At 69.2% G+C, this 24150-nt stretch carries 1 protein-coding gene (running past one end of the window); it reads left to right on the forward strand.

Annotated features, from left to right (window positions below; translation table 11 throughout):
• A protein-coding gene (locus ACFWWQ_RS02100) for a glycosyltransferase (protein WP_384588601.1) crosses the window boundary here: on the forward strand, positions 1–24139 show its 3' portion. It extends 20042 nt beyond the left edge of the window; only the last 24139 of its 44181 coding nucleotides appear in the window; the start codon falls outside the window, past its left edge; it ends in the stop codon at positions 24137–24139.
• The last annotated feature ends 11 nt before the right edge of the window (positions 24140–24150 follow it).

The raw sequence follows: 24150 nt of genomic DNA on the forward strand, positions 1-24150 counted from the left end.
GCCCGTGCACGACGTCGAGCAGCTGCGTCGGCTGCTCGCCGACCGGTTCGACACGCTGCGCGCATCCTCCGACCACGAGTCCTTCTGGATGCAGGTGGCCGCGCCGCTCTCCGATCTGTACCGGGCCGGTGTCCGGAACAGCACGCCGCACGAGGCGTCCCAGGTGAGCGAGCACCCCCAGGAGGCCACGCTGTCCCCGGGGGAACAGGAACTCCTGAACCTCCTCAAGAGCTACCTCGCCCGGGAAGACGTGCCGGACGCCGTGCGCGAGAACGTGCAGAACGGCTCGCTGAACATCGCCTCGTGGAAGGAGGCGGTGAACCACTCCGGCATCGCCGACCGCATCAGCAAGGACATCGTCACCAAGGGGCACTACGACTCCCTCGGCGGTGACCTCGTCCCGCTGCTGTTCTCGCTGGAGTTCCCGGAACTCGCCGTCTCCGTCCTCCACCCGAGGAACGGCACCTGGCACGGCCTCGGCACCAACCAGCGACCGGTCCGCCTCGTCCATGTCCGACTGGCCGAAGGCCAGGACCACTACCTCGCCACGGCACCGGAACCGGAACCGGCATCCCAGCAGGCCGAGGAGAAGCCCGGGACGACGGACGACCAGAAGACCGCGGAGAGTTCTTCGGCCACCACATCGGACAAGGCGCCGACGGCGGCCACGCAGGAGCCCGCCCCCGCGCCGCAGCTCCCGGCGCCGCCCGCGCGGCTGGCCATGGGGCAGCTGAGCGCCGGGGACTACGTCGAGGAACTCGGCACGTCCGAGGACCAGTTGGTCGAGGCCGTGATGCCGGCGCTGCGCGCGGCACTCGGCGAGGAGGCTGCCGCGCAGGCACGGCAGCAGATGCTCCACTACCTCGGCACGGAGGAGATCAAGCCCTGGCTGTCCGGCATGAGCCGCGGCGGCAAGCGGTGGGTGCCGATCGACGTCCCGGGCTGGAGCGGTGAGATCGCGGTCGGTGTGTCGTTCCGCGACGCGGTGACGACCGGGATCGTGCCCAAGGTCGAGTTCGAGAACGGCGCGGAGTCCGCCTCCGGCGCCGGTTACCTGGACGAGGAAGGCTGGAACTTCGGCTACGGCGCCGCCCTGCGCATCCAACTGCCGGGGGGCCGTTTCGACTTCTCCACGGGCAGGCAGCTCCAGCGCTCCGACGGTGAGGGCAACGAACAGCTGGGCCGGATGTTCGCGCGCGCCAAGACCCCGACCGAGGCGATGCGGGTACGTACCGTCGCCGAGTTCACCCTCGACTTCTCCGAGGTGACCCCCACCGGCATCGGCAAGATCCTCGGCAAGGGCGCGTCGCTGTCCGTCCAGGACCCGCAGGCCGGCACCGCGCAGCAGCAGACGCAGCCGCCCGCCACCACGTCCGTCCAGACCCCGCGGGCCGAGGCCGCAAAGGCGCCGGAGCAGCAGGAGGAGAAGAAGGATTCCACGCCGTTCGTCGTCGGACTTCCCACGACGCTGCTCATTCCGTCCTGGGACTCGGGCCAGCACTCCGCCGCCGCCTGGGACCTGACCGGTCACATCCCCATGAAGTGGGGCCCGACCGACAAGAAGAAGACCGAGGTGAGCGTTCCGCGGCTGCCCGCCGTGCGCACGCGGGAGCTGCGCGCCATCGGCGCCACCGATGTCGTCGTGGACGTGTACGCCGCCGGCCTGGAGGGCAACCGGCTGCACGGCGTGGAGGACCTGCTCCAGCAGAAGGTCGCCGGCAGCCCCTCCGTCGAGGACATCGGCAAGCAGGTCTTCGGCGACGACGGCTGGAAGCAGGTACGGACGCAGCTGCTGACCCGTGTCGACTTCGGTCTGCTGCACGAGCAGCTCACCGCGACGATGAACGGCGAACCGCTGCAGATCGACCTGACGGACGGTCTGGGGTCGGTGCTGCTCTCGACCGAGGTCGCGGCGATGCGGCACCTCCACGACACCGTGGAGACCGAGTTCAACGTCGGCACCGACGTGACCCGCACGGTCACCGAGGTGTCATCGAAGGGCTCCGGGTCGACCTACGCGGCCCGCGGCCAGATGGCGGGGCTTGAGAACGTGCCGTTCAAGGTCGTCGGCCAGGGCCGCGCGACGGTCGGCACCGACGACGTCGTCCTCTCGTCCCAGTCCGCCCGTACCGGCACCGCCACCAAGACCAAGGTGCCGGGTTCGCTCTTCGACGGTGTGGCGTTCCTCCGCGTCGAGTTCGTCCGGGGCACCGGCGCGAAGAACGAGCCGGACCACGCGTCCGCCGTCGACCGGCCCGCCCAGAACGTCCAGAAGACCGGGCAGTCCCAGGAGACCCATCAGGTCCAGGAGGCCCGGCGGACCACGGAGGTCCAGGAGAAGCCGGCGCAGCAGACCACGGTCGCCTACACCACGCTCGGGTTCCGTTCCCTCTCCGAGACCTCGGAGACCGAAAAGGCCGACGAGCCCACGGTGTTCCTGACCGACTGGGCGCGGCAGATGATCGAGACCTCCCTCCAGGGGCAGGACCGGCCGGCGCCGTCGCCGCGGATCCTGGCGCCCTCGCAGTTCCCGGAGGGGCACCAGAGCTACATGCCGCCGCACTCGGTGTGGCGCATCACGCCGGGGCAGAGCGGTCTGCCCGACACCGCCGTGGTCCACTCCGTGTTCGCCGGCGGTGACTTCCAGCTGGTCCAGGAGACCACCCGCGCGCAGCAGCCGACGAAGGCGCCGATGTCGATCCGTCAGCGGATCGACGCCATCGTCGACGCGATCTTCACCGAGGAGGAGGCCCAGGAGGTCCGGGCCATCGCCCACAGCAGCTTCCGTATCGAGCGGTTCGGGAGCGAGCTGGGCTGGCTCACCCGCGGCGGAAAGCTGAACAGCACGTCGCTGGGGACCGCCGACGGCAAGAAGCACCGGATCATCTCGGCGGCGGGCGGCGCGGTCCAGACGCTGCGCTACCTGCGGACGGTCAACTCCGCCGACCTCAACCTCCTGAGCGAGACCGGTACCAGCACCGCGCAGCGTCACCTGGTGTGGCGCGAGGGCGGCTGGCAGGTGTTCGGCGGCGGCCACGCGAGCCTGCCGAGCAAGAGCTACCTGGAGGGCACCGCGGGCGTCGGCCAGTCCCTCCGCAGCCGTACGGGTGACCGGGCCGCCACGCAGGCCAAGAGCGTCAACAGCGTCAAGTACCGCGAGCCGATGGTGGTGTTCGCCGGCGAGGCCACCGTGACGTTCAAGGTCACCGACGACAACGGGCAGGAGGTCGAGGCGGCTCTGGGCAACGAGGTCGCCACGCTGCCGTTCATCGTCGCGATCCCGAAGGCGCTGTGCACGCCGGTCGAGGGCACGTACGTGTTCACCCGCGAAAGCGGAAAGGCGGCGGCGAAGAAGCAGCAGGAGCAGGAGCAGAAGAACGCGCAGGAGCAGGCGGACGCCCAGCAGCAGAAGAACGCCCAGGAACAGACGGGCGCCGCGAAGACCCGGGTGGTGTACCCGCCGCGTCGGGTCACCCAGGGTGAGGTGCTGGCACCGACCGACCACGTGCTGAGCCTGAAGAGCGGCCGGTGGCCGCTGGTGGCACTGCGCGAGGAACTGGAGCAGGTCTTCGGCCCGCACTGGCCCGAGGCCGAGGAACAGCTGGCGGTCCGCCTCAACCTGCTGACGCTGCGGCCCCGCATCCCGCAGCTCAGCCTGCGCCCGGACGCGCTGGAAACGATCACGGTGCAGGCCGGTGGCATCGCCGCCGAGGTTGCCCTGACCGACGTCAAGGTCAGCGGCATGCTCCACCGGGACCACGTCGAGAAGTTCGAAACGGAGACCGGCACCGACCAGTCGGCCGGCACCGGTCTCATGGAGGACGACCGCGAACGGACCCAGTTCCTGCGGGACACGGTCATCAAGCCCCCGGTCCTCACGGTGCAGTACGCCAACAACCGCACCAAGGACACCAGCGTCGGCCACGCCCTGGACTCGGGCGGCGCATCGATGGCCAAGGGCAAGACCACCGAGCCGCACGACCTGTTCGGCGGGACGATCTCGTTCCGCTTCTCGGTGAAGTGGTGGAGGTTCCACCCGGAGAAGCAGACGCAGCAGCCGGAACAGGAACAGCAGGAGCAGCAGGACGCGGTTCCGGCGACGTCGTCCGCGCCCACCGGGACCACGGTCGCCGCCCCGCAGGCCACCGCCCCCACGGCGACCGGCACCACGGAGCAGGGCCCGAAGGAGAAGAAGCCCGCAGGCCCGACGGAGATCGAGGTCGAGGCCGACGCCGCGGCGGTCTTCGCCTTCCCGTCGCGCGAGGTCACCCTCGCCGACGGCACTCCGGCGTACGCACCCAAGTGGTCCCGTATCGGCGTGCCCGAGCGCATCAAGCTCTCGGGCCGCCTCGGGGACACCGACATCGTCCAGCACGTCACGCTGCCGGCGTCGGTCAAGGACATGTTCACCCTGCTCGGCGCGCTCGACGGCCAGGGCAAGCGCGTCTTCGGCCGGGACTGGCCGACGGTCAAGCAGCAGTTGGTGGCCGAGCTGCCCACCGACACGCTCACGCGGCGCCTCCGCGGGATGCTGGCGGACGAACCGCTGCGCGTCGAGGTCAAGGGCGGCCTCGTCCTCGTCACCGCCGGTGTGAAGTCCGTCGAGGAAGAGGAGGTGGAGGAGAAGGCCGGGACCACGCCGGAGGGCGCGGAGAAGACCACGGCGAAGAAGACCGCGAAGGCGGGGACGCAGACCGGCGAGACCGAGTTCACCGCCGGCGCCGAACGCACCTTCGGCGTGGGCTTCTCGGACGGTGTGTCCGCCGCCGCCGGTGGCACCTCCACCGGCCACAGCCTCGGGCTCAGCGCCAGTATCCCGGTCACGGCCGGCGCCAACATGGTGGCCGGCATGAGTGCCGCCAGGTCGAGTGGCAAGGACGTGAACTCCACGGCCGGCACCACCGGAAAGACCACCAGGACCACCAAGAGCAAGGTGGCGTCGGCAAGCCACCGCGGTCAGGTCGTTCTGTACTTCACGATGCAGTCGACGAAGACCGGGCTGCACCGCAGGGCGCTCCGCGCCGTACAGCGCCACAAGGCCCACCGCATCGAGGAGGCGCTGGGCAACCTCCAGATGCAGCAGCCGCCGCTGACGCCGGAGGAGATCGCCGAGCTGCTCCGGAAGGCGGAGCGGAACGCCGAACTGCTCCGGACGGCGGAGCACAACCCCGAGCTGCGCCGGAAGGCGGAGCAGGAGGCCGAAGAGCTCAGGAACCAGCTGCGGAAACCCGTCGCGTTCACCCCCACGCCGCCGACGCCGCAGCCGGCCCGGACCGGCTTCCGGCTGCCGCTCGACGGGCTACGGAAGGTACTGCGGAAGCTCCGCCCTGGTGGGTCGTCCCAGCCGCAGCAGCTGCTCGGCGACCCCGATACCCAGCGCAAGATGTTCGAGCGGCGGGGCTCCCTGATCACGGCGGGGCACGGCCGGGCGATCGGCGGAGTGGAGCTCGACTTCACCTTCCTGACGGAGGACGTGCCGACGTTGGCCGGGCACCTCCTCAAGTCGGTGCGGCCCACCCGCGACTGGGTGATCCGCAGCCTCGACTCCATCGGCGGCGTCCACCAGATGCTGACGGCCGGGGGCACCGAGTACACCGGCAAATGGAACAAGAAGTCCGGCACCACCACCTGGGGCAAGCAGGCGGAGCTGTACTTCAGCCACGCGCAGTTCATGACGCGGCTCGTGCAGATGGCCTCCGTGGAGGGGACGCCGCAGGACGCGCGCAAGGCGCCGGGTGTGGACCTGTGGAAGGAGGGGGGCGAGCAGATCCGGGTGACGGCCACCATCGATCTGCCCGAGCCGCTGCTTCTCGGCCGGATCGACGAGAAGGCCGAGGTGGCGCAGGCCACCGAGGCCGGACACCGGTTCGGCACGGCCCACCACCACATCGAGCAGCGGTCGGGCCAGGCCCTGCTCGGCGGCTCGGCCGGCGCGCCCGGAGTGGATGCCGTGCGGGTCACCGGCAACGCGAGCGCCGGTACCACCTCCCGCGTCGGCGGCACCCAGAACGAGTCCGGCCGCGTCTTCATGGGCACCAAGACGCCTCAGCCGCAGGAGATCCGCAACGGTTCGGTGCGGGTGACCTTCTGGTACTTCAAGGGCGACGAGCTGCTGGGCACGCACCAGGGCATGACACCGGTGACGGTCGCGCTCCCGTGGGACAAGTCCGCCCCGCTGGAGGACCCGAAGACGGAGGAAGCTCCGGAGCAGGCGGAGGCTCCGGAGCGGGAGCAGGCCCAGGAGCAGGCGCAGGAGCAGGAGCAGGAGGACCCCGGGCAGGAGCCCCTCACCGCCCCGGACACCACGGCCATGACGAACGCGCCGGCCGACTCCCAGGAGCAGGACCTCACGCAGTCGGTGCCTGTGCAGACGAAACCGGTCTCGCCGGACGTGCAGGAGCCCTACACGGTGCCCTACCCCACGGATCGGACGGCCCGGCGGAAGCTCCGGGAGATCGCGTCGCGCATGGCGTATCTGTACCGCGACACCCGGAGGAACGGAACGCCATCGCCCGTCGCCGAAGTGCGGGTCTTTGGCACCGTTCCCGCACCGGAGGACGCGGACGTCGAGACGCGCACCGCCGGGGAGCTGGCCGCCGAGACCGTCGAGCAGCTCCAGAAGTACCTGACGGCAGCGTGTGAGCAGGCCACGGAGGAGGGAGAGGCGGCACTGAACGCGGCGGCTCTGCAGGTCGTCGCGGTGAAGCCGTCCCAGGACGACAACCATCCGAAGGACAAGGTCCGCACCGAGGTCAGGCTCCGTCTTCCCCACACGAGCGACGCCTACCTCGATCCGAGTCTTCCACTGGGGCTGTCGCCGGGGCGCGAAAAGTGGGACCCGACGAATCTGGCCCTGTTCAAGATCAGTGACCTCGTCAGCCGACGGCTCATCGTCACCAAGGGCATCGGCGGTTCGCCCGGCTACCGCATCGGGCGGGTCTTCCACCGCACTGCCGAGATCGACAGCCACATCGACCTCAACACGCTGATCGATCTGTCGTTTCCGCACTTCCTGCACGCGCCGCGGAAGAAGTCCGGCGACGATCAGGAATCGGTGCTGCTCGACAGCGAGCAGACGCCGATGCTCTCCTGGGGGACCATTCCATGGCAGATGACCCGTCGTCTGTACATGGCCATGACGCACGGTGCCCCCAATGACATCGAGTTGGTGATCGACCACGGCGGCAAGGAAAAGGATTACACCGGGTCCGGTGCGACGCTGGGTACGGCCCTGAAGAACCGGCCGAGTCTCCAGAACCTGGTGGATTCACAGTCGGCACCGAAGTCAAAGGAAAGGCGGGAGCCGCTGCCCCAAATCGTTCTCCTCGTCTGCCAGGCAGGTGCGGAAGATCAGACGGGGGTGACCACCGCTCAGGAAGCGGCGGACATGGCCGGCCTGGAGGTCTGGGCGGGGACCACGGAGGTAACCGCCGCGGGCTCCAAGGAAGCACGTTCCGCCGGCACCTCCCTGGCGCTGGGTTACGACGAGGTGGCACAGAAGGAAGGCGAATGGAAGCTTTTCCGCCCCACGTCATGGATCTATACCGCGCACCCCGATTACGGTGATTTCAAGGCGCGTTTCGGCAAACTGGTGAAGTTGCTGAAGACGGGTCCTGAAGGATTCGCCAAGCGGAAGGCGGCCGAGAACCCCGGCAAGAAGCCGGAGACCTTCGAAGAAGCCGTCAACCAGCAGTGGGAGGAACTGAGGCCGAAGGTCGACGCCCTCCTCCACGGGGAGCCGAAGGCCATCGCGCAAGACACCCAGGGCGTGTCCACGGCCACCCAGCCCGCACTGCGACGCACCCGTGAGCTGGGCGTCTCGGTCGCCGGCCGGATCCAAAAGGTGCACAAGCTGCTTCTCAAGCTGCCGGAGGAGGTCAGGTCCAAGGCCACCTCGCCGGTAAGCCTCCAAGACCTGTCGGAGGAGACAGACAAGCTGGCCAAAAAGGTCTTCGACGAGCTTCTCCCGATGTGGGACGACATGCTCGGCGACTCCATCGCCGACCCCATGTCGTCCGCCGATCTCCCGACCTTCACCAAGGAATATTCACTGATCGAATCGGACGATATCTCCGATTCCGATTCTGAATTCACCACCACCGAAACGGACAGCATCTTCGAGGCGGTTTCCGAATTCATCACCATCGAACCGGAGGACATCCCCCAACCGCCGGCCGGATTCTTCTCGACCAACATGCCCCCCGCGCCGTCGGGCTGGTTCACCACGATCGAAACAGATGAAACCCCGGCACCGCCGGCCGGATTCACCGCCTTCGAAACAGACGACATTCCCGCGCCCCCCACCGAATTCACCACCTTCGAAACGGAAGAACTTCCCGCACCTCCGGCCGGATTCGCAGAGGTATTCCCGACCCGCATCGGTCCAGACACCGGACTGCCCTTCGAGACCGGCACGTTCACGAACATCACGGACACCTCGGCCTGGACGACCGAGATACCCGGGCAATCCGGCGACTTCGTTCTCGACGAACCCGAGCCCCCCGCCGCGTTCACGCAGTGGGATTTCGACGTCACGGGAACCTCCGATCAGGTGGCGACCGAGCCGGTGTACCCGACCCTGACCGATGCCGAAGCGGGCCGGAGGGCGACATCCGTCCCGAACGCGGAATCGACGGACGCCCCGGATCCGGTGTCCGCGACGGACAACGGCAACGGAGCCCAGCTGTCCTCGGACGAGGAGTGGGCCCGGCAGGTCGTACCCGTCGGCTTGGTCATCGCGGACACCGACGAAAGCCGCGCGATACGCGATCGGATCCAGCAGGTCTACAAGGACGTCGCAGAACGGCGGCAGCAGTTCAGCGACGACAAGCAGGCCACGGAGTACGGCCGTCAACTCCTCAAGGAGCGCGGCCTGCCGATCTCCGAGGCCGGCCTGCGCGGCGGTGCGCCCTCGACGCCCCTCACGGGGAACCAGCAGGTCGAGGAGGAGCTGTTCGCCGCGGGCTCGTCCGGCACGGCGGGGAGCACCGTGCAGCCTGCCGAGCCCTTGAGCATGGAAGAGCTCGACGCGCTGACGGCCGCCAGTATGGTCGTCCACGAAGTCGACGCATACGTACAGGCGATGCCGGACGGCAACGTCAGCGGGGCCTTCACCGTCGCGGATCTGACGAGGGGCTGGTCGCTCCTGGCCGACCTCGACGACCAGGTGCGCGCCGGCAACGTCGACGAAGCGATGCGCACCCGGCTGCTGACCATGCTGGAAACGATGGAGCCGCTCGTCCCCGTGGCCGACCACATCCGCCCGACGTTGCGCCGGAACCCCGCGTACAACGCCTGGACCGGATGGACCCAGGCGCTGGACCACCACCTCTCGGAAGTGGAGGAGGAACTCGCCGCGGGCCATCCGCCGTCGCCCGGCCACGAGCTGGTGAGCGGGCTGCGCCGGCGGCGGCGTGACCTGTGGCGGGCGTCCCACGACCAGGGGACCGACATCAGGGCGAGGCTCACCCGGCGGATCAACGACGTACTGACCCGTATCCCGGCGGACACGGTGGTCGTGACGACGTCCGCACAGGACAACGGCACCACGGAGACCGTCCACCACCCCCTGATCAAGAAGATGGCGCGTGTCCACGGCATCGTTCACCCCGTGGTCACGTTCGTGAACGGGTTCCTGGAGTCGCGGCAGAGCCTCAGCCAGGCAGGCACTGTGGCGGAGGCGTGGTGGCAACTGGCAAGGGCCGACATCACGAGCTCGGGCGATCCCGCCGACGAGCTGGCCCGGTACCTCACGCACCTGGAGGCCATCGCCACCCGTGCGCCCGATGCGGCAGACACGCCTGACGTCACGTCCGACGTAAGGGTCGGGGCGAGCCTGCTGTACGCCTTCCACCGTGCTCTGCCCGAGGGCGTGGCGAGCCTGCCACCGGTACCGCTCCGTTCTGCCCCCCCGACACACCAGCGCATCTACCAGACGCAGCCGCGCCCCGCCGTGACGGCTCCGAGCTCCTCCGCGGCAGGGTCCCGCAGGAAGCCGGAGTGGAGGGTTCGCCGCGAGGCCCCGGCCGGCCCTCCCCCGTACAGCCCGATGCATCCGCGAGCCACATGGCTCCTCGACAGGCTGGAACAGTGGTACGGCAATGACACGCCGCTGGTGACAGCGGTGTCGACGTGGCTCAACGACCCCGACTACATCAAGTCATGGCGGCGCCAGGAGGATTGCGCGAGGGCGTTCGAGGTATGGGAGGAGTACCTCAGCAGCAAGAGGTCAGGGAATGCGCATCCTCTGCAGCAAGGTGAGCTGAGGCCGTCGGACGACAACGAGTTCGACGAAGCGCTGAAGAATATGGGGAAGAACCAGAAGCCTCTGAGCGTGGCGACCCGCAGGTCCCAGCAGCTTCGGGTCACCTCCTTCCTGAAGTTCCTCGGCAAGCACCCCGAGTTCACGATCCCGATGAGCACCCCGGCCGCGCCTGCCCGGCCACTGCGCACCGCGACCAGCAGGCAGTCGGAGGGCGACCGGCGAGTTTCGCCCGCCCCGACCGGTACCGCCGAGCAGACGCCCGCGGTGACCGGGGAAGCACCGATGGAGATCACGGGCGACTCCACGTCCCCGCGGTTGTCTCCGACGCGCTCCCTCACGCCCCCGCCGGTGTCCCCGGCCGTGTCCCCGGCGTACGCGCTCCTGTCCCCGCCGATGCTGCCGGTCCAGCCCGTCATGCCCTCGCCCACGCCTCCGGTCGTGTACCTGGCCCCGGAGGAGTCGGACGCGGCAGGGCGGCAGACGTGGCTCTCGGAGGTGGAGACCACGCTGATGCTGCTGGAGGTCGTGGAGCCGCAGGCGCTGACCGCCGAGCAGCTTGTGGACTGGGAGGAGACCGTCGCCCTGGGCACGTCGTTCCTGGCCGTGCTGATGTACGGCCAGGACTCCCCCGGTCAGTCCCTCATCGGGCGGTTGGAAGCGGCGCTGGAGCCGTGGGCCCGTGCCCTGCACGCAGCGGGCGCCGGTCCGCTGGTCGCCGAGGAGCCGGTCGCACCGCAGCAGCTGAGCCCCGAGATGACCACGCTGCTGGACTTCAGCAACAGCCTGGCCATCCGGGACGAGATCGCTGAGGCGATGGCCTCCTCGATCTTCGACGGGCCGATGCCGGCCTCGGCCACCGAACCGGGCATGGACCAGACATGGGTGCCGCCACTGTTCGACGAGTTCGACATGGACTTCGAGCTCGCCGTGGACGAGTCATCGGTGCAGCCCATGATCACCGAGGAGTCGGAGCAGCAGTTCCGGTTCGACCCGGACAAGGAGTGGGCCACCGGCCTGGTGCACAGCCTCCTGATCTACGGGCCCCCCTCGGCGCCGACGGTCGTGAACGCCGTGATCGAGGAGATGACGGCCCGACGCGGTGAGTTCGGTGGCGACGAGGACGCCGCGCAGCAGGAGGCCGAGCGGCGGCTCGCGGAGGAGCGGGAGGCCGTTGCGGGGGTGTACACCGCCGAGGAACCGCCCACGTTCATGGACGTGGACTCTCCCGAGGCCACCGGTCCGGTGCAGGTCGGCGGGGCTTCCGGGGACTTCACCCCGGTGTCGGCGACGCCGGCGTCCGTGACCGGCGGGGACGCATCGGTGTCCACGTCGCAGCCGGAACCGTTGCCGACCGCGGCGGAACTGACCGACGAGGTGAGCCGGTACCTGCGCGCACTCGGGAAGCTCCGTGTGGACCAGGAGCCGTCACACGAGCAGGCGGAACGGGGCCGTGTCCTCCTCGACCGGCTCGGCGCGGCGCTGCGGCCCGGTACGGAACCGGTCGATGCGGCCCTGCACAGCAGGCTGCACAGGCTCCGGGAGCAACTCACGGAGGTGCTGGGCGTCCCCGTCCCCGCGGACGACGATGCCTTCACCGCCCCGACCGAGCAGGAACCTCCGTCCGCGCCCGGCCTGTCCGTCACCGGGGACGACGAAGACATCCGGATGGATGAGGCCTCGGAAGCCGACCGACACGCACAGCCGCAGGACAACCCGGCTCCTCATCGGGAACAGCCCGTCCGCAGTCGCCCGAACCGGGGCCGAAAGTCGGCGCCCGCCATCGCGAAATCCCTGTGGGAGGCGGCGGAAAGGCGGCATCGCCACGATGGTCTGCTGGACATCGCACGTTCCTGGGCTGCGACGTACGGCAACACGTCGAGAAGTCTCAGCACCCGCCGCATGGCGGTCTTGAGGTGGGACACCTACCTCGACTCCGTGGGACGGCAGACGATGACACATCATGTGTCACCGCAGCGCCATGTCCGCCCGTCCGAAGACGAGGGGTTCCGGGCATACCTGACCCGTCCGCTTGCGATGGGCGGGGCCGATCTCTCCAGAGCAGGGGCTTCAGCTATCGCCAACCTGGCGAACGCTTTTGTCAACCACCTGCAGAACCGGCATTCGGCAGTACCGGTTTCGGAGGCTTTTCCGAGGGCCGGCAGGCCCACCGCCAAGATGTGGGCGTCGATGTTGTCGCGGCACCCCGACGGTGTCCTGCCGAAGCACATTCTGCAGTGGCTTTCGCAGTTCACCCCGAACACGTCACAGCACCGAGCCCACCGGTTGGCGGCCTTGCGGTGGGAGGAGTACTTCACCACCCCCAGCACGGCCGGCTCCGCCCCGCACACGGTCGATCTGAACACTTTGCAACGCCCGTCCCAGGTGACCGAATTCAAGGAGTACCTGGCCCACCCGACCGCCGAAGGAGGTCTCGGACTCAAACCCGACGCGGCCCAGCGTACGGTTCAGTACGCGGACAGGCTGTTCGAATTCCTGCAGGACCCGGAGCAGGTGCATTCGCAGGCACAGGTCGGGCACGCGGGACGTAACACCTGGTATGCAATGTGGCGGAAGATGGAGTCACGCCACAAGACTGATGGTTTCGTCAAAATCATGCAGGATTGGCCGACCAGCAAGGCGGGGAACGAAAAAGCCGTCGTCGCTCGCCGCTTGACGGCCTTGCGGTGGGAGGATTACCTCACAAAGAAGGAAGAAAGCGTATTGACCTACGGGGTCAGTCCGTCCAAGGACATCTCCCCTGAGGTGGGGAATCTCCCGTCCACGGACGCCGGCTTCCTCGCCTACATCAAGGCGATCCCGAGCATCAATCCCGAAAAAAAGTCCGCCCGCAAAACAATCGACCAAATACTCCATGACGCCGACCACTTCGTCATCTACGTGGCGAAGCAGAAGGAGAATTCCGGCACGCAACCGGCACGTGCCGAGAACACGCCCATGTCCCCGGCGGAGCAGTCGGAGCGCCAGGCTCCGCTGAGCGCTCGCGGTTCCGGTGGCGTCCGGCGGAGTGTTCCGGTGTCCCAGGTGGGCGAGGAGCCGGAGGAGCCCCAGACCGAACCCAAGACCCCCATCCGTCCGGACCACGACGACCAGGCATGGGCCCGGACAGTGACGCCGTCCCCCGTGATCATCGGGGTCGAGCCGGAGCAACAGGCCAAGCGCCGCGCCGTCCAGGACGTGCGGGAGGAAATCGCCCGCCGCCGCGGCGAGTTCGCCGATGACGACGCGGCACGACGGGAGGCCGTCCGGCTGCTGACGCATCACGGGATCGTCCTCCAGCCGGGGCTGGACGGCGGCGGGCAGGCCAAGAGCATGCCGCTGCCCACCAGCACCCTGGTCACGGACGGCCTCGGCGGCAGCCGGGAGACGCACACCGTGTACTTCGCGGAGCGCTCCAAGGAGCTGTCGGGCGAACAGCGCGAGAAGATCGAGGAACTCGCTGCCGAGCTGGTGGAACTGACCGTCTCCAACCGTCGTGCGGGACTCCCGGCTCCGGAGATCGAGATCGCCGGCATGGGCAACAAGTCCATGGACGCGGCGGCGCAGCGGGCGGCCGCGGTGGAAACCGTACTGCGCACCGTCGTCTCGAACCGCCTGGCGAACCATGCGGACAACCTCTTCGGGCTGGCGGGGGACCACCTCCGCGTCTCGCACGGCCCGGTGGCGAAGAACGGCACCGGCCTCCCCAAGGAACAGGTGCGCAGTGCGACGGTGACGGTGCACCGTGTCCCCCAGCAGGTGTACCTGGGAGACACCGGCGGGCAGCACACCGTGCCTGTGGCGCGCACCGTGCACCTGGTGTGGCTCGGGACCAAGGCGCTGAGCGGGTCCGCGAGGGAGAACGTCACGGCGTGGGCCCGGAAGGCAGCGGAGTCCGGATGGCAGGTCGCCGTCATCGCCGACGCCGATGCCCGGCGGACCAACGCCGACTTCTTCACGGAACTGGCCAAGGGCGCGGCCCGGATCCTGCCGGTCGAGGAGCTCTTCGGCGGGCAGGCGTCCACCTCGCAGGGCCAGTCGTCCGCGACCACGACGAAGACCGGTCCGGAGCGGGCCCGGGAGCTCTACGCGTACGCCCTCGGCAAGGGTGCGTACGCCATGGCCTCGGACGCCGTGCGGTACCTGGCCCTGTGGCTCCACGGCGGTGTCTACGTGGACGTCGACATCGCTCCCGGTGCCGTTGTCCTGCCGCGTGAGGGCCTGTCCATGGCACCCGACGCGGTGCCGTTCCAGGCACCGAGGTTCCAGGACTGGGCGGAATACCGGGACGCTCTGAGCGACGCCGGGCGGTGGCTGACCGGTCAGGCGCCGTTGAAGGCCGCACAGGCGCAGGGGCCGCTGAGGAAGCTCGTCGATTACCAGTACCTGCAAGGGCGCCTCGGCAACAGCTTCATCGTGGCCCCCGCCGGGTCGGCGTACCTGGCACGGGTGGTGGAGAACCTCCGGGATCCGGAGGAGCTGAAGGGCTCCACCCTGGAGGTGGAGCTCGCCAAGAACGCCGGTCACCTGACCGGACCCGGGTTCCTCAAGGCGCAGACGCTCGCGTATCTGAAGGCGAACGGCCGGCTCCCGGAAGCGGGCAGGGTCTACGACTCCCATCTGTTCCCCCTCGGACGTCTGCAGCCCGACCCCAAGCAGCTGAAGCTGTGGGGGGATCTGATGTGGCTGACCGCCGAGAGCGACGTTCTGACGTACACGGCGCACCACAGCGCCTCGGTCCCCGTGGTGGAGCCGTCGGAGGACGATCTGCGCTGGGCCGGGGAACAGGTGCGAGCGGCCGTTGACACCACGGACCACCCCGCGCCTCTGCGGGGCCTGATGGAACTGGTCATCCGGTGGGCGGCCCAGCAGCGCGCCACCATGGGCCCGGAGGAGGCGGACCAGCAGGCATCGAAGATCGTCGATGACGCGCTGGTGAGCTATGGCCTGACGCCCGGGACGCCCTGGCCGCAGGGCACCACCGGGAACGGCCTGCCGTCCCAGGAGGACAGGGACTGGGCGCGGCAACTGGTCCGCGTCCGGCCGATCCTCGACGACCACCGGAAGCAGGAAGCCCGGAAGGCGGTGGTTACGGAGCTCACCCGGCAGCGTTCCACCCTGGAGGCCAGGCCCGACGCGCTGAAGCGGCGTATCGCCGAGCTGCTGGACGGGCACGGTCTGGTACCCGAGAGCGGCCTGCCCGGCGGCCGCTTCGTCGAAGAGCAGCCGCCCTCCGGGGAACAGCTGCCCGAGACCGACGTGGCGAGCACCTCGGCCACGACACAGGTGGTTCCCTACTCCACGCCGCAGGACCTCCCACAGCAGCTCTCGGACGAGTCCCCGTCGGAGGAGCGGGAGGTGATCGCTCCGCCGCAGGGCGTCGCGCCCGAGGTGGACACGGCACAGGAGGTCGAGGAGGCGTACCGGCTGCCCTTCACCACGGACAACGTGCAAGCGGTGCGGATCCTGTTGCAGGCCATCGCGACCCGGGCGAGCCAGCTGGCTCTGAACAGCGTTCACGAGAAGACACCGCTGCCCGTGATCGAGGTGCGGGTCTTCGAAAGCGACCGCCGTCCGGTGGTGGACGCCAAGGGAGTGCTCGGCGCCGAGAAGCTGGCTTCGCGCATGGTCAAGAAAATCCGGAAGGAACTGACCCGGCAGCTCGATCTCCTCGACCCGGACAAGCTGCTGGAGAACGTCGCTCTCTCGATCACCGCGGTGAAGGTGGAGGACGCCGCCCGGCTTTCCGCCGTCAACAACGAGCCGTACGCCGAGTTCCGTATCCGGCTGCCCGAGGTGACCGACGGGTTCCACGACCCGAACTTCACGATCCGGAGCATCACGGCCCGGTCGGGCCAGGCTGCTTCCCTCCGGATCGGCGACCTGCACCACCACCGCATCCTGACCGCCGACGGCAAGCGGGCCGGGCGGGCCTTCCTCGCACAGTCGGAGTCCAACCAACGCATCGAGGAGCACACCCAGCTCGACTTGGCGAAGAAGCACTTCGCACACTACGACGTCACGTACGTGATGACGGAGCAGGGGGAGCCCAAGGAGGAGCACGTCCTCAGCGGGTACGAGAAGGTGCCGTGGGACTCCTCCCGGCCCCTCTACGTCGCGCTCACGCACGGGACCCCCGGCTCTGTGCAGCTGACAGTGACGGTGGGCAGCGAAACGTCGTCCCACTCGGTGGACGGCGAGGCGCTGAGTGAGGTGCTCGGGCGCCGCCCGAGCTACCGCGACATGAAGCAGCGCCACGGCAAGGAGGCGCAGCTCCTCCTCCTCATATGCCACGCCGGAGCCACCGACGCGTCCGGCCGGAGCGTGGCGCAGGAGGCGGCCGACCGGCTCGGGACCGAGGTGTGGGCGGCCACCACCGCGACCCTCTCGGTGGTACGACGGAATCCCGCCTCCTCGGGCATTCACACCTTCGGCCTGCTGCCTCACCGGAAGACGCAGCAGCGCGGCGAGTGGCTGCTGTTCCGGCCCACGGCCTGGGGCCTTCCCACCGGAATCACCTCCGATGAGCTGAACACGCAGGGCGAGTTCTTCACCACCGTCGACACGCTCGACGGCCTCCCGACCCCGGCGGGCTTCGAGCCCACGGCACGCATTGAACCTCCGGCCGGCTTCGAGCCCACAGTCAACGCCGCCACGACCCCCCGTTCCCCAATCCGGCGGTCCGCGCCCAAAAGCTCCGGCACGACGGAGACGGCCGCCACGGAAGCGACACCGGAGCCGATCGGGAGCAGTGCCTCCGAGGTCCGGGAAACGTACTCGCTGCGCTCCACGGAAGAGGTGGAGCTGACCCAGCCGCTGATGCAGCGCGCGATCTTCGAGGTCGCGGGCCGTCTGGTCGCTCTGGACGCGAGCACCCGGCGGCGCGGCACGGACCGGCCGTACGTCGAGGTGTCCGTCTTCGGCGACACCGGGCCCCTGACGGTGGACGGCTTCGACGAGTCGCACACCGGACGGACGCTGGCGTCGCAGATCACCGGTCAGCTGTTGGCCCATATGCGCGAGATGGTCGGGGAACAGGCCGGGGAATTCACGGTCACGCAGGTGAAGCCGCCCCTGACCCAGGGGACGTTCACCGTTGACATCTCCCTCCACCTCCCCGGCGTGACCGACGCGTTCCTCGATGAGGACCGCGAACTGCCGATGGTGTCGTCGGCCTCGCACCAGCACACCGTCATCCGGCCTCGCGACATCCAGCACCGGCGGATCGTCGTCAAGCAGGACGGTGGCGTCGAGTACCTTGCGGGCCGGATGTTCCATCGGGCGGAGGAATACGCCGACAACTCCTGGGACATCACCAACGTCGATGTCGGCAATCTCCGCTTCCCGCACCTTCTCCCGGACGAGAACGGGATCCAAGAGGATCAGACAATCGGCTGGGGAATGGCGGGCTGGGATCCGCAGCGTCCCACGTACGTGGCGATGACGCATGCCAAGCCCGGCTGGCTCGAGCTGGTGGTGTCGGAGGGCGGGGAGTCCCGCGGGCAGGTCGTTCCGGGAAAGACGTTCGCCCATGCGCTGAAGAAGCGTCCAAGCCTGGAGAAGCTCAAGCAGCTCGGCCGCCCGCAGCTCATCCTCATCGCGTGCTCGGCCGGTGCCGACGCAGCGGAGCCCGGGGTCAACGCGGCCCAGGAGGTCGCGGACGAGACCGGCATGGAGGTGTGGGCGGCCACCACCAGCATCGTGTCGAAGCCGCCGGAGGGCGGCTGGGAGGGCAGCGCCTTCGGTCTGCGTGTCAAGGACGGCCGGTACGGCGAGTGGAAGCTGTTCGTCCCGAGGTCCTGGACCAAGGAGTCCCATCCCGCGTACGAGCGGCACGAGCAGGACTTCGCGATGTTGTCGGGCCTGCTCGGCGGTGAGTCGGGCCTCGAAGATCCGCTGGATGACTGGGAGGTGGCCGTAAACCTCTGGGAGGAGCTGCGGACGCGGCTGACGAGCCACCTCTTCGACGCCCCTCACGATTCCGCGCTGCTCCTGACAGACACCGCGGAGCTGGCGTCCTCGCATCCGTCCGCGCAGCCCGTCCTGCGGCGGACCCGCGATCTCGCGGTATGGGTCCGTGATCAGCTGGGCCCGCTGGACGACCTGCTCGGCGTCGTGGCGCAGAACCTTGAAGCCACGAGCCGCGGCCTCGACGCACCACTGGACACCGTCCTCGCGAACCGGCTGACCCACATGCGCGGGAACGTGGAGCAGCTCAGGGCCGCCATCCACGATGAGCGGCTTCCCCTGTGGGACTACCTGCTGAGCGATCGGCACGACGTCCCCCGCCCCCCCTCCGCGAACCTCCCGGTGCAGGAGCAGGAGGAATATCCGCGCCGTGACGGTTTCCACCCACCGTCGCGCTCGGAGTCGGACTACGACGACTTCATGGAGACCGACGACGAGTACGTCGATGGCGTCGCTTCCCAGGGCTCGGCGCCGATGGATCTCGATGAAGAGTCCACCGTCGTGGCGCCGGCGAGGCGGGAGAAGGGCAAGAAGCCCCTGCTCACGAGCCTGCCGCAGACGCCGTCGCGGTCGGTTCCGGCGGCCGGAAAACAGCGGATGACTGCGGCGCTCACCTCGGCCGACGACGCGTCCGTCCCGTCGGACGACGACCTGCGGTGGGCCGCCGACATCGTGCGCGGCCCGATGGTCTTCAACGACCCCGAGGTACAGGCCGCGGTGGCGGCCGTGCGGGAGGACATCGCCCACCGCCGACGCGAGTTCGCCGGCAACGCCGCGGCACGGCGGGAGGCCGACTCCCTGCTGGAGCCGAAGCTGACGGCGCTGGGCGTCGAGATGCCGAAGGGCGGGCTGCGCGGCGGCGGGCAGTCCAAGAGCACGCCCCTGCCCACGAGCGCCCTGGACACGGACGGCCCAGGCGGCAGCCGGGACACGCACACCGTGTACTTCGCGGAGCGTTCGAAGGAGCTGTCGGGCGAACAGCTGGCGAAGATCGAGGAAATCGCCGACGAGCTGGTGGAGTTGGGACTCTCCAACCGCCGGGCGGGGCTGGCCCTTCCGGAGATCGAGATCTCCGGGATGGGCAACAAATCCCAGCAGTCCGCGCAAGCGCGGGCTCTCCATGTGAAGAACACCCTGACGGAGAGCCTCAAGAAGCTGCTGAAGCGCCGCGCGGACAACGTGCTCTCCCTGTGGGAAACGCACTTCCACATCGTCATCCGCACGGCGGAGCGGAGCGCTTCCCCGCTTTCCAAGCAGGAGCAGCGCCGCGCTGTCATCTCGGTGAACCGTGTGCCGCGCCCGGTGTATATCAGTGATATCTCGGGCGACATGCCGGTGGCCCGGTTCGTGCACATGCAGTGGCTCGGCACCAAGCCGCTGAGTCCTTCCGCCAAGGAGAACATCGCGGAGTGGGCCGAGACGGCCAAGGCATCCGGCTGGGAGCTGGTCTTCCGCGCCGACCAGGACGCCCTGGCGGCCAACAAGGAGTTCTTCGACGGCCTGCGGAGCCAGCCGTCGGTACGCGTCGAGTCGATGGAGAGCTTCTTCGCATCGGCGGTCGCCCCGCAGGGGTCCTCGTCCGCGAACGCCGGGCAGGACACCGGGTCGGGAAGCGAGCGCGCCGGGGACGTCTACCAGCACGCGCTCGAGAACAAGGCGTTCGCGATGGCGTCGGACGCGGCGCGATACCTGATCCTGCTGCGCAAAGGCGGTGTGTACGCCGACGTCGACATCGCGCCGGGGCAGATCGAACTGCCACAGCAGGAAATGATGATGGCGCCGGACGCGGTCCCCTTCTTCGGGGCGATGCTGCAGGACTGGCCGGACTACGCCAGGACTGCCCGGAAAGCCACCGCATGGCTGTCGGAAAACCAGAGGCAGTCCGCGCACGTTCTCGAATCGCTGCGGGGCATTGCGACGTACCAGTTCACGGTCGGCGAGCTGGGCAACCACTTCATCGTCGCTCCCGCGGGGTCCCTCTTCCTGGAGAAGGTGCTGCACGCCCTTCCCACTACGGAGAAACTGGAGTCATTCCCGAGCAGCCAAGAACTCAACGCCAACGCCGGAGACCTCACCGGCCCCTGGATGTTGGCCACCCGGACAGTCGCCCATCTCAGGGAAGCCCACCGGCTGCCGGAAGACGAGTGCCGCAGCCATGGCTCGCTGTTCATGGCGGGCCGTCTGCAGGTCGACCGGCACCAACGGGAGCTGTGGAACGGCATCCAGTGGCTGACGGCCGACAGCGACGCACGGGTGGACCGTACGGACCCGGAAACGGGCACCGTGACGCCGGATCCGACCCCGCAGGACAGGGAGTGGGCCGAGCAGCTGCTGAGCGAGATCTTCTCCGACTCCTCGGGCAGCCCTGCCCCGTCGCTGCGGCGCCTGCGGACCCTGGCGCTCCGCAAGGCAGCCGAGCTGCGGGCGGAGAAGGGCCCGGAGCAGGCCGAGGCGGACCGGCAGCAGATCCGCGAGCAGGCGCTGCTCGCGTACGGTCTGACGCCCCCCGCATCGTGGCGGCAGGACGCCGCTGCCGGCCTGCCTCCCCAGGAGGACATGGACTGGGCGCAGAGCAAGGTCCGCACCCGCCCGATTCTTGAGGACCCCGCACAGCAGGCCGCCCAGCGAGCGGTGGTCACGGAGATCGCGCGGCAGCGCTCCGCTCTGGAGCACAGTCCGGACGGAGCGCTGAAGCGGCGGATCGCCGAACTGCTCGACGCGCATGGCCTGAAGCCCGCGAACGGGCTGGCTGGCGGCGGTTATCTGGAGCCGCAGCCGCTCTCCGATGAGCTGCTGCCGACCGACGTGGCGAGCACCTCGCGCACGGGCAAGGGCAAGGGCAAGGCAACCGCACAGGACCTGGCCTTCCTTCAGGCGGACGAAGAGGACGTCACGGAGCTGGCGCATCCGTCGTCCGGCTCCCCCGGCCAGGGCCTCACGCGGCAGCTCGACCTGACGGAACCGGAGGAGCAGGAGGCGTCCGCTGCCGACGGAGAGGCGCCTGCGGCGCAGGCTCCGCTGAAGGAGGGGAAGCCCTCCGCGGGCCTCGGCGGGCCTACGGTCCGTGCGGCCTCGGGGCCCCGCTCGAAGGGGGCACGACGGTACGCCGCCGCCCCGAACACCGACGCCATGGACGGTGTCCTCAACGAGGCACCGGTTTCGGCTCCTGCCCAACTGCCGCCCGCGCGGACGCAGTACCCCCCCATGGACCCCGGTGCCTTCGGCGCGCTCTACGAGACGGCGCTGCACATCGAAGCGGTCGAGGCGTACCTGCGCCGCATGGGCGCGGCCCAGGGGGCGTGGACCGCCGAGGATCTGGCGGCGGGCCAGGCGCTGCTGCCCGCTCTCGACCAGGCGGTCCGCTCCGGTACCGCCCACGAAGAGCTGCGGTCGAAACTGCGGGCAGTCCTTGGACAGGCAGGTTTCGGCAACCTGTCCGAGCCGTCCACCGCGGAGGCGACGCCGGAGCCGGCCGTGGGCAGTGTGGTCCGGGAGACGTACCTGCTGCGCTCCACGGAAGAGGAGGAGCTGGACCACGAGGACATGCTGGAGGTGATCTCCAAGGTCGCGGAGCGCTTGGTCGCGCTGGGAGAGAGCACCCAGCGGCGTGGCACGGCTCTGCCACGCGTCGAGGTGTCCGTCTTGGGGACCACCGGGCCTCTGACGGTGGACGGCCCCGATGAGTCGCACACCGGCCGGACCCTGGCGGCGGAAATCGCCAACCATCTGTGGGAGGCGCTTCACGAGCTGGTCGGGGAGGACGTCGGGGACTTCGCCATCACACCGGTGAAGCCGCCCCTGATCCCGGGCACGTTCACCGCCGAGATTTCCCTCATCCTTCCCAGCGTGACCGACGCGTTCCTCGACGAGGACGAGGAACTGCCGGCGGTGACATCGGCCACGGACCAGCATGTCGTCATCCGGCCTCGTGACCTGGAGCATCGTCGGGTGCTCATCACGCAGAACGGTGATATGGAACACCTCGCCGGCCGGGTCTTCCACGCGGCGCACGAATTCGTCAAACCCCTTCGGGACATCACCGACGTCGACATCAGCAATCGCACCTTCCCGCACGTCCCGCCGTTTGAAGGAGACGAATTCAAGCCGGCCGGCTGGGAAACGGCGGGCTGGGATCCGGAACGTCCCACGTACCTGGCGATGACGCATGCCAGGCCCGGCTGGCTTGAGCTGGTGGTGTCGGAGGGCCGGACCGGTCAGTCGCACGTGGTTTCGGGAACGACGTTCGGCAAGACGCTGAACAAGCGGCCGAGCCTGCAGAATCTCAAGAAGATCGGCCGCCCCCAGCTCATCCTCGCCGCGTGCTCGGCCGGTGCCGATACAGAGGAACCCGGCGTCAACGCGGCCCAGGAGATCGCGGACGAGACGGGTCTGGAGGTGTGGGCGGCCACCACCACCGTCTTTACCATGCCGCCGTTCGGTGACTGGCAGGGCACCAACTTCGGTCTGGCGGTCGAAGACGGCCGGCACGGTGAGTGGAAGCTGTTCGTACCGACGTCCTGGACCAAGGAATCGCACCCCGCGTATCCGCAGCACGTGACGAGCTTCGCAAGGCTGTCGGGCATGTTCGGCGGCGAATCGAGCCTCGCCGGTCCGCAGGACCGGCCGGCGGCCGTGACGGTCTGGGAGGAGTTGCAGACGCGGCTGCGGACGCACCTCTTCCAGGACCCGGGGGGTTCCGCACAGCTCCTGACGGACGCCGCGGAGATCGCCTCGTCGCACCCGTCCGCGCAACCCGCCCTGCGGCGGGCCCGCGATCTCGCGGCATGGGCCAGTGATCAGCTCGGCACGCTGCACGACATGCTCGTCGACGAGCCGCAGGACAGCACTGCTGCGAGCCGCTGGGACAGCATCCGCGAGGAGGTCGGCCGGCTGAGGGAAGGCATCGACACCGGTCTCCTTCCCCAGTGGGATCACCTCCTGAGCGACGACGGCTCTCCCCTGGGCTCGGCATCGATGGATCTCGATGACGAGTCCATGGCCTCGGAGTCGTCCGACAGCGACATCGCATCCGAGCTGTCCGATGAGGACATGGAACCGACCGGGCAGGAGGCGCCCACCGGACCGGGCTTCTTGAATCCCCGGAGGAGGAATGCGGGGCCGCGGCAGTATGGCAAGAGGCCCCTGCTTGCCGCCCCGCAGCAGGCATCGCCGAAGACGGTTTCGGCGTCCGGGCAGCCGAAGCAAGCGCCGAAGTCCCTGCCCTTCGCCAACCTCGACGCGAAGCCGTTCGCCAACCTCGACGCCAAGCCGGTCGCCCAGCCCGCATCTCAGCAGGTGACGGCCTCCTCGGTGACGGAACCGCAGGTCACGAAGGAGCAGGTCAGCGAGCAGCCGGTGCAGCAGCCGGCCGCGAAGGAGGTGCCCGGCAACGCCCAGCAGCCGCCGCGGGTGCCACTGGTGGAAAGCCCGGAGACGTTCCGCGGGCGGCTGCAGGTGACGCAGTGGCAGCCGGGCGGGGTGAGCACGGCCGGTGCGGCCGTCGGCCAGATCCGCTACCGGTCCGGTCAGGTGGACATCGCGGGTCTCACGCCCGGTAGCCCGGTGACGATGCTGGCGGCCGGCGGGCAGGGCGGGCGGCCGCCGCGGGTGCTGCACCTGAGCGGGGCGCTGTGGGACGAGCCGTCCGACGAGACGGCGCGGATCGTCGAGGCGCTGCTGCGGCGGGCCGCCGGTATCGCCAAGGGCGACGGCATCGACGCGGGGGCCGACCACGTCCTCGTGGAGGCCAACGCGCCCGTGCTGACGCCCGAGATGCTCGGTGTGTACGGCTTCGAGCAGCTGGGTGACGGGGGGCTGTGGCGCGCCGGCACCGAGACGTTCGTCGCGGTCTTCCGTGGCCGGCCGAAGCCGGAGGGCCTGGTCGTGGACAACTGCGAGACGGTGCGGTAGCCCGGCGCGGC

It is taken from the genome of Streptomyces sp. NPDC059080 (assembly GCF_042739975.1).
GTDB classification, from domain to species: Bacteria; Actinomycetota; Actinomycetes; order Streptomycetales; family Streptomycetaceae; genus Streptomyces; species Streptomyces benahoarensis.